Here is a 14,667-nt window from a genome sequence, read left to right as displayed (position 1 = left end):
CCGCCGACATGGCGGCCGACCGTTCCCCGGTCCTGCGGCGCGTCGTCGCCGGGCTGGCGGCGGCGGCCGTCCTGGTGCCGCTCCTGCTGCTCTGGCAGACCAGCAGGGCACCGGGCCGGTTCTCCGTCACCGAGACGGGGTCGTTCGAGCGCGGCAGCGGGCCGCGCGCCACGACGCTCGAGGGTCACTCCGGCCACCGCGGCGGGAGCGCCGCGGCCGCCACGAGCGTCGACACGCTGGTGGCGCCGACCGGGCCGGCCGACGTGGCCCTCACGTTCACCGCGCGCGCCGAGCGCGTGGAGCTGGCGCCCGGCACGACGACGGACGCGTACACCGTGAACGGGACGACGCCGGGCCCGACGCTGCGCGCCGTGCAGGGCGACCTCGTCGAGGTGACTTTCGTCAACGAGAGCGTGCCGGGAGGCGCCACGCTGCACTGGCACGGGATCGACGTGCCGAACGCCGCGGACGGCGTCGCCGGCGTCACCCAGGACGCCGTCCCCGTCGGCGGCTCGCACACGTACCGGTTCGTCGCCTCCGACGCCGGCACGTACTGGTACCACTCCCACCAGGTCTCGCACGAGCAGGTGCGCAAGGGGCTGCTGGGGGCGGTGGTCGTGGCCCCGGCCCGGGACGCCCGGCCGGCCGGCGGGCGAGAGGTCGCGCGCCTCCTGGAGGACGCCGTCGACGTCCCCGCGCTGGTGCACCGGTACGGGGCGCGGCGCACGGTCCAGGGCGCGACCGGGGACCTGCCCGTCGACCTCCCGCCCGGGACGGCGGCGCGCGTCCGGGTGATCAACAGCGACAACGGCGTCCTGCCCGTCTGGGTGGGCGGGGCGCCGTTCCGCCTCGTCGCCGTCGACGGCACCGACGTGCACGACCCGCCCGAGGTCCGTGACCGTGCGGTGGTGGTCCCGGCCGGCGGGCGCGCGGACCTGCTCGTCGTGGCGCCGGGCGACGGCTCGGCGGCACGCGTCGAGCTGGGCGGCGCCTCCGCCGTCGTCGTGGGCCCCGACGGCGCGACGTCCTCCCCGACGCGGCGCCCGACGGCGACCCTCGACCTGCTCGGCTATGGGACGCCGGCGCCGCTCGGCCTGGACCCGGGCGCGGCGGACCGCTCGTTCGACTACGTCATCGGCAGGGCGCCGGGCTTCCTCGACGGGAGGCCGGGCATGCACTGGACGGTGAACGGGCACACCTACCCGGACGTGCCGATGTTCGAGGTCGGCCAGGGCGACGTCGTACGCATGCGGATCGACAACCGCAGCGGGACGCCGCACCCGATGCACCTGCACGGCCACCACGTCGTCGTGCTGTCCCGCGACGGCGTGGCCGCGAGCGGCAGCCCGTGGTGGACCGACTCCCTCGAGGTGGCCGACGGCGAGGTCTACGACGTCGCGTTCGTCGCGGACAACCCGGGGATCTGGATGGACCACTGCCACAACCTGCCCCACGCCACCGAGGGCCTCGTGGCGCACCTGATGTACGCGGGGGTCACGACGCCGTACCTGCTGGGGCACGCCACCGGCAACGTCCCCGAGTGACGTGCCCGTGACGGCGTCTCAGCGCCGCAGCACCAGGTGCGTCACCTCCGGCGTGACGCGCGCGGACACGATGCGCAGGTCGTGCGTCCCCACGCCCTCGAACAGGCGCACCCCCTCGACGTCGAGCACCACGGGCCCGACGTGCAGCCGCAGCTCGTCGATGAGGTCCGCGGCGAGGAACTGGTTGACGGTCGTCGCCCCGCCGGCCACGGACACGTTCCGCTCGCCGGCCGCATCACGTGCCCGGGCGAGGGCCTCCTGCGGCCCACCGGTCACGAAGTGGAACGTGGTGCCGCCCTCCATCTCGATCGGGTCGCGCTCGTGGTGCGTGAGCACGAAGACGGGCGCGTGGTACGGCGGGTCCTCGCCCCACCAGCCGCGCCAGCCGAGGTCCCACTCCCCGCGCCCGGGGGTGAACATGTTCCGGCCCATGACGAACGCGCCCGCCGCGGTGATCGCGTCGAGCTCCGCCCGGTGGTCGTCCGGGTTGTCGAACATCCACGCGTGCATGATCCGTTCGCCGTCGCCGACACCGTCGCCGAACGGCTGGTCGAGGGACTGGTTCACGCCCGCCGAGATGCCGTCCAGGGAGATACCGAGGTCGCAGGTCACCTGTGTCATGCACGGGAGACGGCGCCGGACGCGGAGACTCATCGGTGCGAAAAGTCATCGGTGCGGAGACTCGACGGGGTCCGGAGACCCGTCGGCGCGGCGGCTCACCCCTCCGACGACGCGAGCCCGACCAGCCGGTCCGCCTTGAGCTCGGTCTCGTCCCACTCGCGCGCAGGGTCGCTCCCCCACGTGATCCCGGCGCCGGTGCCGAACCGCAGGACGCCGCCGCCGGGGGCGTCCTCCCACCAGAAGGTACGGATCCCGACGGCAAGCTCGGCCCGCCCGGCGTCGCCGTCGACCCAACCCACCGCGCCGCAGTAGGGACCGCGGGCCGTCGGCTCGAGCTCGGCGATCAGCCGCAGCGCGGACGACTTGGGCGCCCCCGACACCGATCCGGGCGGGAACGTGGCCTCGAGCGCCCGCGCCCAGCGTCCCGGAGCGTCGGCGAGCAGCTCGCCGCGCACGCGCGACACCAGGTGGACCAGGCCGGGGTGCTCCTCGACGGCCAGCAGGTCGGAGACCTCGACCGTGCCCGGGCGGCAGACGCGCTGCAGGTCGTTGCGCACCAGGTCGGTGATCATCACGTTCTCGGCGCGGTCCTTGGCCGTGAGCCCGGACGGCGTACGCGCGGTGCCCTTGATGGGGCCCGAGGCGAGCGACGCGGCCCCGCCGGCAGCGCCGGCCGGGACGTCGAGGGACAGGTACAGCTCGGGCGAGGCGCTCACGACCCACACCGGGTCGAGGCCGCTCGCCGCGGGCACGTGCACCGCGGCCGCGTACGGGGCGGGGTTGCCGACGGCGAGCCGCGCGGCAAGAGCCGCGGCATCGGGCTCGACGATGTCCCGTCGGGCATCGCCCGACGAGATGCCCGACGGGGCGTCCGACGCGGCCAGCGGGGCCGAGAGCACCCGGCACACGTTGACCTGGTAGACGTCGCCGCGCCGTACCCGCTCGCGGACCGTCGCCACGGCTCGGACGTACGCGTCCCGGTCGAGGGAGCTGGTCCATGCCGACGGAGAGGGGCCGCGCCAGCGCCCTCCGTCACCCCCCGCCGCCGGAGCAGGGCCCACGTCGGCGAACCGCCAGGCACGGGCCCGACCGCCCGGCCGCGTGACGCCGTCGCGCCCCAGGTCGGCCTCGAAGTCGGCGACGACGAACCACAGCCCCGAGTCGAGCCGTTCCGGCTGCTCGGAGAGATCGACGCACTCGACGGCGCGCGACGCGCGGCGCCCGGCGAACGTGGCCCAGGAGGTCGGATCGTGCACACGAGCACGCTAGTGGGTCCTGCGCGGACACCCCGGCGGAGGCGATTGGACGGACCGCCAGGGGTCCACTAATGTTTGGGGCGCGCCAGAACGGCGGGCACCGCAGGGTGTCCTGGTTCCTGGTCGCGCGGATGTGGCTCAGTTGGTAGAGCATCACCTTGCCAAGGTGAGGGTCGCGGGTTCGAGTCCCGTCATCCGCTCGGAGGCCCACTCTCTGATCGACTCACGATGAGCGTCGGGAGAGCACGTCTCAAGGTGGGTTGGCCGAGAGGCGAGGCAGCGGCCTGCAAAGCCGTATACACGGGTTCGAATCCCGTACCCACCTCGCAGCACGGGCGATTGGCGCAGCGGTAGCGCGCTTCCCTGACACGGAAGAGGTCACTGGTTCGATCCCAGTATCGCCCACCAGCATCACGAAGCCCCGACCGGGTCACCGGTCGGGGTTTCGTCGTTCTCGGGCCACGACCGGGCTCCCTGACGCGCCGTCGACGGCCGGAGGACGGCAGCGTCGCAGGTCACACGGTCGCGATTGGACCAGTGAGCCGAAGGTCGAGTAATGTTCCTCAGGCGCCGGGAGGCCAGGACAGCAGTCCTGAACGACCCGGTCGCGCGGATGTGGCTCAGTTGGTAGAGCATCACCTTGCCAAGGTGAGGGTCGCGGGTTCGAGTCCCGTCATCCGCTCCGAGCTCTGCATTTCCCTCTCGGGGGAGCGCAGCAGCCGCAAGGGCGATTGGCGCAGCGGTAGCGCGCTTCCCTGACACGGAAGAGGTCACTGGTTCGATCCCAGTATCGCCCACCAGAACGAGGCCGTCCCGGCTCGCCCGGGGCGGCCCTTCGCGTTCCTCCCCCACGGGTCCGCTCGCCGCCGGGTGTCGCCCTCGTCACCCCCGCGGCGTAGCGTCGAGACCATGTGCCGCAACATCACGACCCTGCGGGGGCTCGAGCCGCCCGCCACCGACGAGGAGATCAGGGCCGCCGCGGAGCAGTTCGTCCGCAAGGTGACCGGCGTCCAGCGCTCGGCGAGCGCGGCCACCCGTGAGCCGTGCGAGCAGGCCACCGCGGAGATCGCGGAGATCGTCACCCGCCTGCTCGGCGAGCTCCCCGAGCGTCGGCAGCCGCCGAAGACCGTGCCGCCGCTGCGCCGCGAGGAGGTGCAGGCACGCATCGCCGCGCGGCAGGCCGCGCGCGAGGAGCACGAGCGGATGCACGAGCTCGGGATCGCCCACACGCACTAGGCTCGCCCGCGTGGATCAGCCCTTCCCCGCACCCGTCGACGAGGCCCCGGTCGACGCACCGCCGACCGCGCCCGACCCGGTCTCCGCGACGATGCACCGCGCCAAGGCGCACGCCCGGGCGTCGCACGTCACGGTGGGACAGGTCCGGCACGGCCACGGCGGGGCCGTGGAGATCGACTGCTCGTGCGGGATGGTCCTCACCAACGGGCCGGACTGGTCCCTCGACGAGCACATCCGGCTGCACCGCGCCGAGGCGCGCTACGTCGCCCTGAGCCGCGTCGCCCCCGCCGGGATGCCGCGACTGGTCCCCGTGGGCACGGACCGGCTCCCCCGCTGACGCCACGCGCCGTCGGGGTCGACGTCGACGCTCAGGATCACGTCACGGGGTCAGAGCTCGTCCGGGTCGTCCCAGGAGACTCCGCTCGAGGCGCCTTCGATGGGGCCGAGCTCCGCCGCGGAGAGCGACGCCGGCGCCTTTGCCGCGTCACCCCCGGACCTGGCGTCCCGGTCTCGATCGTCCAGCGGGCGCCGCCGGGGTGCCAGCCTGGCCTGCGAGGCGATCGACTCGTCCAACCTGTCCACCGGCACCGTGGGTCGGGTGCCTGTGCCATCCGTGCTCATGGCCAAGGTCTAGCAGCCGGCGGGTTGCCGCGCCCGTGCTTGGCACACTATTTAGTCGCCCAGGCCCCGGGGCAGCACGTCCTGGACGAGTCCCGGACGACGGCCGGACGGTCGCTGCGCGCCACCGTCGCCCGCAGCATCCGGCACCTGGACGCGAGGCCGCGAAGGTTGCCCCTGGTGGCTAGAGTGTCCGCCGTGACCGCTGCCGATGCAGGCCTCGCCGACAGGGCGGCACCCGGAACCCCGCCACCGCTCCCCGGGATGCGCGAGCGGTGGCCGGGGCCCCGCCCCCTGCTGTGGGCGCCGCGGGCCCACACCGTCGAGGTCGTGCTGCCGGCGTCCGGCTCCCGTCTCCCCCTCCGCCTCGTCGGCGCCCACGAGCCCGGGTACTGGCGCGCTGATGCCGAGCTCGCGCCGGGCACCGACTACCTCTTCTCGGTCGACGGCGGACCGCCCGTGCCGGACCCCTGCAGCACCTGGCTGCCGTGCGGCGTCCACGGAGCGTCGCGCGTGCTGGACCAGGAGTTCGCCTGGACGGACGGCGCCTGGCGGGGCGCAGACCTCGACGCCGGCGCGCTGCTGCGCGTCGACCTCCCCACGTTCACCGCGGCCGGCACGCTCGACGCCGCCGCCGACCTCCTGGAGGACGTCGCCGCGACCGGCGTCGTGGGGGTCGAGCTCTCCCCCGTCGCTGCGTACGACCCCGAGCGCGGCCCAGCCGCCGGCGTCCGGCTGTTCGCCGTGCACGAGCCGCTCGGCGGCCCCGGCGCGCTCCACCGGTTCGTCGACCGCGCGCACCGCTGCGGGCTCGCCGTCGTCCTGGACGCCCCCCACCGGTGGGCCGTCGCCGACGACCTCGGCCTGCACGCCTTCGGCCCCTACGCCACCGGCTCACGGATCGGGCCGCGCACGGGAGCCCGGCCCGGCCCGCCCGGCTCCGACAGCCCGCGGATCAACCTCGACGGCAGCGGGAGCCGCGGCCCGCGTGACTTCCTCGTGGCCGACGCCGAGCGCTGGCTGCGCGATTTCCACGTGGACGGCCTGCTGCTCGACGTCGAGGCGCTCGTGGACCGCTCGGCGGTGCCGTTCCTCGGGGAGCTCGCGGAGGACGTGCACCACCTCGGCGAGCAGCTCGGCCGCCGGCTCCACCTCCTCGTCGACGGGCCGGGGCGCAGCGACCGGCTCACCACCGTCGTGCACCACATCCTCGCGGCGCCGGGCGACGCCGATCCCGTCCAGGACCTGCGCCGGCTCGCGCACGAGGTCTTCCCCCCGACGACGGCCCCGTGGCGTCCGCCGAGCCTGCGCCGGGCGCACCGCGCCACGCAGCGGGCCTCCGCGGTGCTCGTGCGCGACCTCACGCGGCTGCCCGCCGCCAACCGCTCCGTCCCGTGGACGCCCGACGCGGGCGACGCCTACCGGGAGGCCCCGGGCGTGACCGACGACGACCGGGCCTGCCTGCTGACGTTCGCGATCCTCGCGGGGACGCCACCGGTGCTCGACACGGAGCACGTGCCGGTGCCCGCGCGGGACGACCGGGCACGGCGCCTCGTGGCCTGGACCCGGAGGCTGGTGGCGTTGCGCCCCGCCGCGTCGGCGGACCGCGACCTGCCCGTGGAGGTGCGGACCGCGGGGACCTCGCTCGTCGGTCGCCGGGGCCGCACCGCCGTCGCCCTCGTCACCGGCACGGAGCCGGCGGACGTGGACGTCTCGTCGCTCCCGGCCGACATGAAGGTCGTGGCCGCCTGGGACCCGGAGGGGACCACCCTGGCGGACGGCGTCCTGCGGATCCCGCCCCGTGCCCCCGCCGTGCTGCACTCCGGCCCCGTCGAGCCGTAGCCTCCACGGCTCGCCGCGGGCGGGCCTCACGCCGTCAGGCGTCGGCCTTCCTCCGCGAGGGCCCCGAGACGCGACAGCGCCCGGAAGTACTTCTTGCGGTAACCCCCGCGCAGCATCTCCTCGGAGAACAGGTGCTGCGCACCGTCACCGGAGAGGAGCACGGGCACGTCGCGGTCGTACAGGCGGTCGACGAGGACCACGAGCCGCAGGGCCACCTCCTGCCGCTGCACGGGCCGCACGCCGGTGAGCGCCACCAGCTCCACGCCGTCGAGCAGGGCGCCGTACCGGCTCGGGTGGACGGTCGCGAGGTGCGCGAGCAGCCCGTCGAACTCGTCGAGGACCGCGCCCGGACGCCCGGCGGCCGCGCGCTCCACGACGTCGGCCGGGATCGGGGCCGCCTCGGTCACGACGGCGCGGTGGCGGTAGTCCTCGCCGTCGACGCGCAGCACCTCGAAGCGCGACGAGAGCGCCTGGATCTCGCGCAGGAAGTCCTCGGCCGCGAAGCGACCCTCGCCCAGCGCCTCGGGCAGCGTGTTCGACGTCGCGGCGAGGGCGACGTCGCGGTCCGCGAGCTCGCGCAGCAGGCGCGACATCAGCACCGTGTCGCCGGGGTCGTCGAGCTCGAACTCGTCGATGCAGACCAGACGGCGCGTGGCGAGCGCCTCGACCGTCGGCAGGAAGCCCAGCGCCCCCACGAGGTTCGTGTACTCGACGAACGTGCCGTACGCGACCGCCCCCTCGCCCACAGCCGCCGTGACCTCGTGGGCCAGCGAGGTGAGCAGGTGCGTCTTGCCGACGCCGAAGCCGCCGTCCATGTACACGGCGGGCACCGCCCGACGTCGCCCGAACAGCGCCTTCAGCCCCGACGACCGCGGCGCGGCGATCTCGCGCGCGACCTCCTGCAGCCGGGCGGGCACCGTCGTCTGGCTCGGGTGGGCGGGGTCGGCCCGGTAGGTGGAGAAACGTGCCTGGGCGAAGTGGCGCGGCGGCACGAGGTCGGCGAGCAGCCGGTCCGGGGAGACCGTCGGACGCACCGCCGACAGGGACGGCACCGCGCCGTCGTGCGCGGGGGGCGTCGCGCCCGCGTCGGCGCCCGGGCCCGTACCCGTGCCCTGGCCCTGGTCCTCGTCCTGCGTGAGCGTCACGACCGTCAAGGCTACGCCGCGTCAGTACGCTGGCCGCTGTGAGATCTGCCACGACGCCGCTCGACCTGCTCGTCCCGGCACCCGAGCACCTGCCCCCCGACCCGACCGAGCACCGCCTCCGTGCGCTGTACGACGAGGGCACCGGGTCCGGCAGGTGGCTGCGGGCCAACTTCGTCAGCACGGTCGACGGCGGCGCGTGGGGCCCGGACCACCTGTCCGGCTCGATCAACGACGACGCGGACTGGCGCGCGTTCCGTGTCCTGCGTGCCGCGGCCGACGTCGTGCTCGTCGGTGCGGGCACGGCCCGCCACGAGGGCTACACGGCGCTCGACCGGCCGCAGGGCCTTCCCACGACGGGCGACCGACCCCTCGAGCTCGCGCTCGTCACGCGCTCCGGCCGGGTGCCGCAGCAGCTCGCCGACGGCGACCGGCCGCCGCTCGTCCTCACCGGCGCGGCGGGCGCGCGGACGGCGAGCCGGATGGTCCCCGCCGACCGGGTGCTCGCGGTGGCGTCGGCGGACGACCCCGACGAGGTGGACCTGCGTGCCGGTCTCGCGGCCCTGGCCGACCGAGGGCTGCGCCGCGTCCTGTGCGAGGGCGGCCCGACGCTGCTCGCCGCCATGCTCGCGGACGACCTGGTCGACGAGCTGTGCGTCACGACCAGCCCGTGCCTCGTCGGGCCGGGCCCCTCCCGCATCGTGGCCGCCTCCCCCGCCGGGTCCCCCGGCGAGGGGCCGCGCCCGGCCGGGATCCCGGCGTCGCCGGCCACGCCCGCCCGCCTCACGCACCTGCTGCACGCGCCGGGCTCCGGCACGCTGCTGGCGCGCTGGCTCCTGCGCTGAGCCCGGTCCCGGGAGCCCCGTGGCGAGGCGCGCGTCACGTCCCGCCCCGCGCCGGCCCGCTGGCCTCGCATCCACGGCCCCGGGTGGCTACGGTGCTGGCATGCCGACGACCGTCGTCCTCACCGAGGACGCCCTCACCGACGCCGACGTGGCGCACATCCTGTCCCTGCACGACGAGCAGGCCGAGCGCTACCGCGTGCTCGTCCCCTCGGACACCGACCGCAACGTGGTCGCCGCGATCATCGACCACCTGTGGGTGGGCGAGCTGCGCGAGGCCGGCCAGGACCTCGTGGGCAAGGAGCCCACGCCCGAGCAGGCGAAGGTGACCGCCGCCGAGCGCCTCGAGCGGTCGCTCGCGGCGCTGCGGGCGGCCGGAGCCACCGCCGAGGGCACGGTGACCGAGGAGGACCCGCTGCCCGCGCTGAGCGCCGCCGTCGAGGCCCAGGGCGGCCCGGACGGCGTGGACGACGTGGTCGTCGTGACCTACCCCCACGTCGTCGCGGACACCTTCCGCTCCGACTGGGCGTCGCGCGCCCGCGAGCTCCTGCAGGTCCCCGTGCTGCACCTGTACGCCGGCACCAGCGAGATCGGCGACTGAGCCCGGTCCCCGAGACCCCCTGGCACGCGCGAGGGCCCCGTCCGGCGGACGGGGCCCTCGTGCGTGGCGCTGGGGTCGTGCGGTGCGGGATCAGCGCACGCGGTGGCCCGCCCCGGTGATCGTCGCGCGCACCAGCTCGTCCATGGAGTCGAGGAAGGGCTCCTCGTCGAGCAGGTGGTGGTCGACCGCGGCGACGGAGAGCTCGGTGCAGCCGAGCACGACGACGGACGCGCCACGCTCCACGAGCCGGGCCGCCACCCCGCGCAGGGCGTCGGGGTCGGCCGGCCGGCCGGCCTTGACCTGGTCGTAGATCACCGTGCTGACGACGTCCTGGTCGGCGGCGTCGGGGACGACGACGTCGATCCCGTGGGCGGCGAACGCGTCGTCGTACACCTTCGACGCGACCGTCCCCGCCGTGGCCAGCAGGCCGACGCGCCCCAGGCCGGGCACCCGCGCACGCGCCGCCGCGACCGTCACGTCGATGATCGAGACGAACGGCACGGTGACCGCGTCCAGCACCTGCTGGGTGAAGTAATGCGCGGTGTTGCAGGGCATGACGAGGAACTGCACGCCGAAGTCCTGCAGGCGCCGGGCGTCCCGCGCGAGCACGGGTCCCGGGTCGGCGGGCGACCGGCCGAGCACGAAGTCCGTGCGGTCCGGGATCGTCGCGTGGTTGAGCACGACGAGGTCCACGTGGTCCTGGTCGCGCTCGGCGTCGGTGCGCTGCACCACCCGCTGCAGGAAGTAGGCGGTGGCCAGCGGGCCCACGCCCCCGATGACGCCGACGGGCCGGTCCTCGACCGTCCCGCCGGCGTCACCGGCGCCGTGCTCGACCTCGGCGGTCACGCGCCCTCCCGCGCGCCCTGCGGCGCGGCCGGCCCGGTCCACGCCAGGGCCCGCGACTGCGCCACCGGGTAGTGCCGGGCGTACTTGCGGTACTGGTTGAGCTGCGACACCAGCAGGTAGGCGACCCGGCGCGGGTCCCACTCCTTGCGGTACCAGAGCGGGTTGGACGCCCGCCGGGTCAGCTGCAGGCGGCGCGTGCGGGTCCGGGTCCCCGGGTCCGCGACGTACCGGCGCAGCAGGGTGCCGGGGAGCACCGTGTACAGGTGCTCGGTGGTGACCTCGCCGTCGCCGGACAGCGGGACGTCGGGCCCCAGCACGGCGCGCGGGTCGGCGTCGAGGCCGCGCAGGTGCTCGTGCACGTAGAACTTCACCGGGTTCGCGCCCGTCGACGTGACGTAGTAGTTCGAGCGACCCAGGCGCGGGTTGAGCTCGAAGAACACGTACCGCCCGTCGCGCGGGTCGTACTTGAGGTCGAAATTCGCGACGCCGGTCCAGCCGACGTGCTCGAGCAGCCGGCGCGCCTGCTCCACGACCTCGGGCTGGGTGCCCGTGACGATCGCGGCCGGGTTGCCGAGCGCGCCCGGCGCGTGCTCCTCCAGCAGCACGTGCCCGAAGGAGGAGAACCGCACCTTGCCCTGGGCGTCGCTGTAGCAGGTGAGGATCCGCATGCCGGAGTCGTCCCCCGGGATGTAGTCCTGCACGACGAACGAGCCGACGTACCCGGCGTCCTTCACCCGACCGAGCAGGTCGAGCAGCTCGGCGCGCGTGTCCACGAGGAAGACCTTCTTCTTCCCGGCGAACTCGACGTCGTGGTAGGCCGCCGTGCTGGCCGCCTTCGCGATCACCGGGAACGTCAGCCCGCCGGTGTCCGGCTCGGTGCCCGACGCGACGTCGTGCACGACCGTCGTCGGGTGCGCGAGGCCGAGCTCGGCGCACAGGGCACCGAACTCCTCCTTGTCGGTGAGCCGCAGCAGCAGCTCCTCGCCCACGTAGGGCACCAGGTAGCGGTCCTCCAGGCGGTCGCGGTGCTGCACCAGCATCCGCACGAGCCAGTCGGCCGAGCCTACGACGACCAGGTCGGCGTCGGTGTGCTCGTCGGCGATACGACGCAGGCGCGCCACGATCGCCTCGGGGTCGTCGATCTGCGGCTCGGCCACGTGCGTGAGGATGCGCGAGTGCCGCACCAGGCCCGTGGAGGCGCCGGACACGACCACGGACCGCACGCCGTACGCCTCGTGGAACGCGCGGGCCAGGCTGTACGCGCCGATGTCGCCGCCCAGGACGACGGGCTGCAGCCGCCGCTGCGGAGTCTGCGTCACGATGCCTCCTTCGTCGCGGCGCCGCCGGTCGACGTGCCGGCCGGTGCCCCGGCCGCCGTGTTCGCCGCGTAGTTCCGGCGCAGCGCCTCCAGCGGGTAGAACTGCCGGTACTTGCGCACGTGGTTGAGCATCGCCGTGAGCACGTACAGCCGGCGGCGCGGCGACGCGTCGGCCTTGTAGCGCAGCGGGTGCACGGTGCGGCCCGAGCGCTGCAGCCGCACGACGCGGGCGTGCAGCTCCGGGTCCAGCACGTACGAGCGCAGCAGGCGCTTCGGCACGACGGAGTACAGCACCTCGCGGTCCGCCGTCACCGGCTCGCGGCGCACGCCGTGCACGACGTCGTCCACCAGGGCCTCGGTCGGGTTCTGCCCGCCCGCGGTGAGGTAGTAGTTGTTCCGCCCGATGCGCGGGTTCTGCTCGAAGAACTTGAACACGCCGTCGCGCGGGTCGAGCTTGACGTCGAAGTTCGCGAACCCGCGCCAGCCCGTGTGCTCGAGGATCCGCTGGGCGGCGTCGAGGATCTCGGCGATCGGCTCGACGATCATCGCCGACGGGTTGCCCCGGGCGGCCGGCGTGCGCTCCTCCAGGAGCACCTGCGCCGAGGAGCGCAGCGTGACCCGCCCGCTCGTGTCGGCGTACGCCGTGACCGACCGCATGCGGGTGTCGTCGCCGGGGATGTTCTCCTGCACGAGGAAGCGGCCGCGGAAGCCCGCCTCGCGCAGCGAGATCATCAGCCGGTCCAGCTCGGCCGGCGTCGCGATCTCGTAGATCTTCTTCTTCCCCGCGAACTGCACGTCGTGGTAGTCGGCGCTGCTCGCGGGCTTGGCGATGACCGGGAAGTCGAAGCCGACCGGAAGCGGCTCCCAGCCGGGCTCGGCCGCGCGGGCGAAGTCCTGGATGACGGTGGCGGGCGTCGGGATCCCGAGCTCGGCGCACACCTCCTGGAACTCCGCCTTGTCGGAGATCCGGTCGATGAGCGCGGCGTCCGCGAACGGCACCACGTACCCCGCGGCCTCGAGCTCCCCGCGGTGGTGCACGAGCACGCGCACCACCCAGTCCATGTTGGTGAGGAGCACGAGCGCGCGACCGGGGGCCGCCAGGCGGCCCGCCACGTCCTGGAGCGCCGCGACGATCTGCTCGGGCGCGGTGCCGGACAGCTCGGTGTCGATGATCTGCGAGTGCGCGATCGGGCCCGGTTCCGCGAAGGCGACGACGGTGGTGCGCACGCCGTAGCGCTCGTGGAACGAGCGGGCGAGCGCGTACACCCCGATGTCCGACCCGACGATGACGGGCTGGAACCCGGGGCCGGTCTCGGTGCTGGTGGTGCTCACGGGTGCGCTCATGCCTCCTGCTCGGAGCGGTCGGCCGACCACTCGGTGTGGAAGGTGCCCTCGCGATCGGTGCGGCGGTAGGTGTGCGCCCCGAAGAAGTCGCGCTGCGCCTGGATGAGCGCGGCGGGCAGGCGCTCGGCCCGCACGCCGTCGTAGTAGGCCAGCGACGAGGAGAACGCCGGCGTGGGCACCCCGTTGAGGGCGGCCTGCGACACGACTCGGCGCCAGGCGGCGAGGCCGTTGCCGACGGCGTTCGTGAAGTACTCGTCCGCGAGCAGCAGCGGCAGCGCCGCGTCGCGCTCGTACGCCTCGGTGATGCGGTTGAGGAAGCGCGCGCGGATGATGCAGCCGCCGCGCCAGATGCGGGCCATCGCGCCGCGGTCGATGTCCCAGCCGTACTCGGCGGAGGCGGCGGCGATCTGGTCGAAGCCCTGGCTGTACGCGACGACCTTCGACGCGTACAGCGCGAGGCGCACGTCCTCGATGAAGGAGTCGCGGTCGGCGATCTCCCAGGTGCCCGCGTCGGCGGGCAGCGCGGCACGGCCGGCCTCCCGCTGCGGCACGGAGCCGGACAGGGCGCGGGCGAACGTCGCCTCGGCGATGCCCGTGATCGGGACGCCCAGGTCGAGGCCGTTCTGCACCGTCCAGCGGCCGGTGCCCTTCTGCTCGGCCTGGTCGAGCACGACGTCGACGAACGCGCTGCCGGTCGCGGCGTCCACGTGCTGCAGCACGTCCGCCGTGATCTCGATGAGGAAGGACTCGAGGTCGCCGGTGTTCCACTCGGCGAAGATCTGGCCGATCTCGGCCGCCGACGCGCCCAGGCCCTGCTTGAGCAGGTCGTAGGCCTCGGCGATGAGCTGCATGTCGGCGTACTCGATGCCGTTGTGCACCATCTTGACGAAGTGGCCGGCGCCGTCCGGGCCGACGTAGGTGCAGCAGGGCGTGCCGTCGACCTTCGCGGAGATGTCCTCGAGGATCGGGCCGAGGCTCGCGTAGGACTCGCGGGTGCCGCCCGGCATGATCGACGGGCCGTTGAGCGCACCCTCCTCGCCGCCGGAGACGCCGGTCCCCACAAAGTGCAGGCCCTTCGCGCTGAGATCCTTCTCGCGGCGGATGGTGTCGGGGAAGTGCGCGTTGCCGGCGTCGACGACGATGTCGCCCTCCTCCAGCAGCGGCACGAGCTCGTCGATGACGGCGTCCGTCGCGGCGCCCGCCTTGACCATGATGACGACCTTGCGGGGCCGCTCGAGGGAGGCGACGAAGTCGGCCATCGACTCGGACGGGACGAAGTCGCCCTCGTGCCCGGCGTCGGCGATCAGCGACTGGGTCTTGGCGTACGACCGGTTGTGCACCGCCACCGTGTAGCCGTGCCGCGCGAAGTTGCGGGCGAGGTTGCGGCCCATCACCGCAAGGCCGGTCACGCCGATCTGGGCACGAGCTGTCATCGTTTCCCTGCTTCCGTCGGTTCT

13 protein-coding genes and 5 tRNA genes are annotated in these 14,667 nt (G+C 74.4%); 11 read left to right on the top strand and 7 right to left on the bottom strand.

All coding sequences use genetic code 11. The features are described 5' to 3' along the window. Positions 1-8 precede the first annotated feature (8 nt). Entirely contained in the window at positions 9-1,544 is a 1,536-nt protein-coding gene (locus tag ACFQ8E_RS13850) for a multicopper oxidase family protein (protein ID WP_430551133.1), read from the top strand. A gap of 18 nt (positions 1,545-1,562) precedes the next feature. Here the strand turns inward: ACFQ8E_RS13850 and ACFQ8E_RS13845 are convergent, their stop codons facing one another. Further along, complete coding sequence (locus ACFQ8E_RS13845) at positions 1,563-2,165, bottom strand: dihydrofolate reductase family protein (protein WP_430551132.1); 603 nt, start codon at positions 2,163-2,165, stop codon at positions 1,563-1,565. Between the two features lie 95 nt (positions 2,166-2,260). Next, positions 2,261-3,421 (bottom strand): chorismate-binding protein, encoded by a 1,161-nt coding sequence (locus ACFQ8E_RS13840; protein WP_430551131.1) that lies wholly within the window; start codon positions 3,419-3,421, stop codon positions 2,261-2,263. Between the two features lie 127 nt (positions 3,422-3,548). Here ACFQ8E_RS13840 and ACFQ8E_RS13835 point away from each other — a divergent pair. The 8 genes from ACFQ8E_RS13835 (at position 3,549) to ACFQ8E_RS13800 (ending at position 7,117) form a co-directional block, all read left to right on the top strand. Next, a tRNA-Gly gene (locus ACFQ8E_RS13835) sits at positions 3,549-3,621 on the top strand. Between the two features lie 54 nt (positions 3,622-3,675). After that, positions 3,676-3,746 (top strand) — tRNA-Cys (locus tag ACFQ8E_RS13830). 8 nt (positions 3,747-3,754) lie between these two features. Next, positions 3,755-3,829 (top strand) — tRNA-Val (locus tag ACFQ8E_RS13825). Positions 3,830-4,030: 201 nt separating this feature from the next. Further along, positions 4,031-4,103 (top strand) — tRNA-Gly (locus ACFQ8E_RS13820). 43 nt (positions 4,104-4,146) lie between these two features. Then, positions 4,147-4,221, top strand: a tRNA-Val gene (locus ACFQ8E_RS13815). A gap of 109 nt (positions 4,222-4,330) precedes the next feature. Next, entirely contained in the window at positions 4,331-4,657 is a 327-nt protein-coding gene (locus tag ACFQ8E_RS13810; RefSeq protein WP_429729700.1) for a DUF2277 domain-containing protein, read from the top strand. Between the two features lie 10 nt (positions 4,658-4,667). After that, positions 4,668-4,994: a hypothetical protein gene (locus ACFQ8E_RS13805; protein ID WP_430551130.1), complete on the top strand. Its 327-nt coding sequence runs from the start codon at positions 4,668-4,670 to the stop codon at positions 4,992-4,994. 479 nt (positions 4,995-5,473) lie between these two features. Then, positions 5,474-7,117: a hypothetical protein gene (locus ACFQ8E_RS13800; protein WP_430551129.1), complete on the top strand. Its 1,644-nt coding sequence runs from the start codon at positions 5,474-5,476 to the stop codon at positions 7,115-7,117. A 26-nt stretch (positions 7,118-7,143) separates the two neighbouring features. On the opposite strand, the gene zapE is transcribed toward ACFQ8E_RS13800, so the two are convergent. Continuing rightward, positions 7,144-8,169, bottom strand: a complete 1,026-nt coding sequence (gene zapE / locus ACFQ8E_RS13795) for a cell division protein ZapE (RefSeq protein WP_430551269.1) — start codon at positions 8,167-8,169, stop codon at positions 7,144-7,146. Between the two features lie 131 nt (positions 8,170-8,300). On the opposite strand from zapE, the gene ACFQ8E_RS13790 reads away from it, so the two are divergent. Beyond that, positions 8,301-9,104, top strand: a complete 804-nt coding sequence (locus ACFQ8E_RS13790; protein ID WP_430551128.1) for a dihydrofolate reductase family protein — start codon at positions 8,301-8,303, stop codon at positions 9,102-9,104. Positions 9,105-9,204: 100 nt separating this feature from the next. After that, a complete protein-coding gene (locus ACFQ8E_RS13785) occupies positions 9,205-9,702 on the top strand; it encodes a hypothetical protein (RefSeq protein ID WP_430551127.1) in 498 nt (165 codons plus the stop codon). Between the two features lie 90 nt (positions 9,703-9,792). Here the strand turns inward: ACFQ8E_RS13785 and ACFQ8E_RS13780 are convergent, their stop codons facing one another. The 4 genes from ACFQ8E_RS13780 to gndA are packed head-to-tail and all read right to left on the bottom strand — an operon-like array spanning position 9,793 to position 14,643. Continuing rightward, positions 9,793-10,548 carry an aspartate/glutamate racemase family protein gene (locus ACFQ8E_RS13780; protein WP_430551126.1) on the bottom strand — a complete coding sequence of 252 codons (756 nt, stop codon included), beginning with the start codon at positions 10,546-10,548 and terminating at the stop codon, positions 9,793-9,795. Continuing rightward, positions 10,545-11,867 carry a carboxylate--amine ligase gene (locus ACFQ8E_RS13775; RefSeq protein WP_430551125.1) on the bottom strand — a complete coding sequence of 441 codons (1,323 nt, stop codon included), beginning with the start codon at positions 11,865-11,867 and terminating at the stop codon, positions 10,545-10,547. Before ACFQ8E_RS13775 ends, ACFQ8E_RS13780 begins: the two co-directional genes overlap by 4 nt. Further along, complete coding sequence (locus ACFQ8E_RS13770; RefSeq protein ID WP_430551124.1) at positions 11,864-13,210, bottom strand: hypothetical protein; 1,347 nt, start codon at positions 13,208-13,210, stop codon at positions 11,864-11,866. Before ACFQ8E_RS13770 ends, ACFQ8E_RS13775 begins: the two co-directional genes overlap by 4 nt. Further along, on the bottom strand, positions 13,207-14,643 hold the full coding sequence (gene gndA, locus ACFQ8E_RS13765; RefSeq protein WP_430551123.1) for an NADP-dependent phosphogluconate dehydrogenase: 1,437 nt from the start codon (positions 14,641-14,643) through the stop codon (positions 13,207-13,209). The genes ACFQ8E_RS13770 and gndA overlap by 4 nt, the downstream gene beginning before the upstream one ends. Positions 14,644-14,667: the final 24 nt, after the last annotated feature.

The sequence above is a fragment of the Isoptericola sp. NPDC056573 genome (assembly GCF_042793335.1).
GTDB lineage: Bacteria > Actinomycetota > Actinomycetes > Actinomycetales > Cellulomonadaceae > Isoptericola.
This window is presented reverse-complemented; position numbering and strand designations above follow the sequence as displayed.

Excerpts from the sequence above, each read along its gene's own strand:
- ACFQ8E_RS13845 (WP_430551132.1), bottom strand. The coding sequence starts at position 2,165 with ATGACACAGGTGACCTGCGACCTCGGTATCTCCCTGGACGGCATCTCG.
- ACFQ8E_RS13810 (WP_429729700.1), top strand. The coding sequence starts at position 4,331 with ATGTGCCGCAACATCACGACCCTGCGGGGGCTCGAGCCGCCCGCCACC.
- ACFQ8E_RS13770 (WP_430551124.1), bottom strand. The coding sequence starts at position 13,210 with ATGAGCGCACCCGTGAGCACCACCAGCACCGAGACCGGCCCCGGGTTC.
- ACFQ8E_RS13850 (WP_430551133.1), top strand. The coding sequence starts at position 9 with ATGGCGGCCGACCGTTCCCCGGTCCTGCGGCGCGTCGTCGCCGGGCTG.
- ACFQ8E_RS13785 (WP_430551127.1), top strand. The coding sequence starts at position 9,205 with ATGCCGACGACCGTCGTCCTCACCGAGGACGCCCTCACCGACGCCGAC.
- gndA (WP_430551123.1), bottom strand. The coding sequence starts at position 14,643 with ATGACAGCTCGTGCCCAGATCGGCGTGACCGGCCTTGCGGTGATGGGC.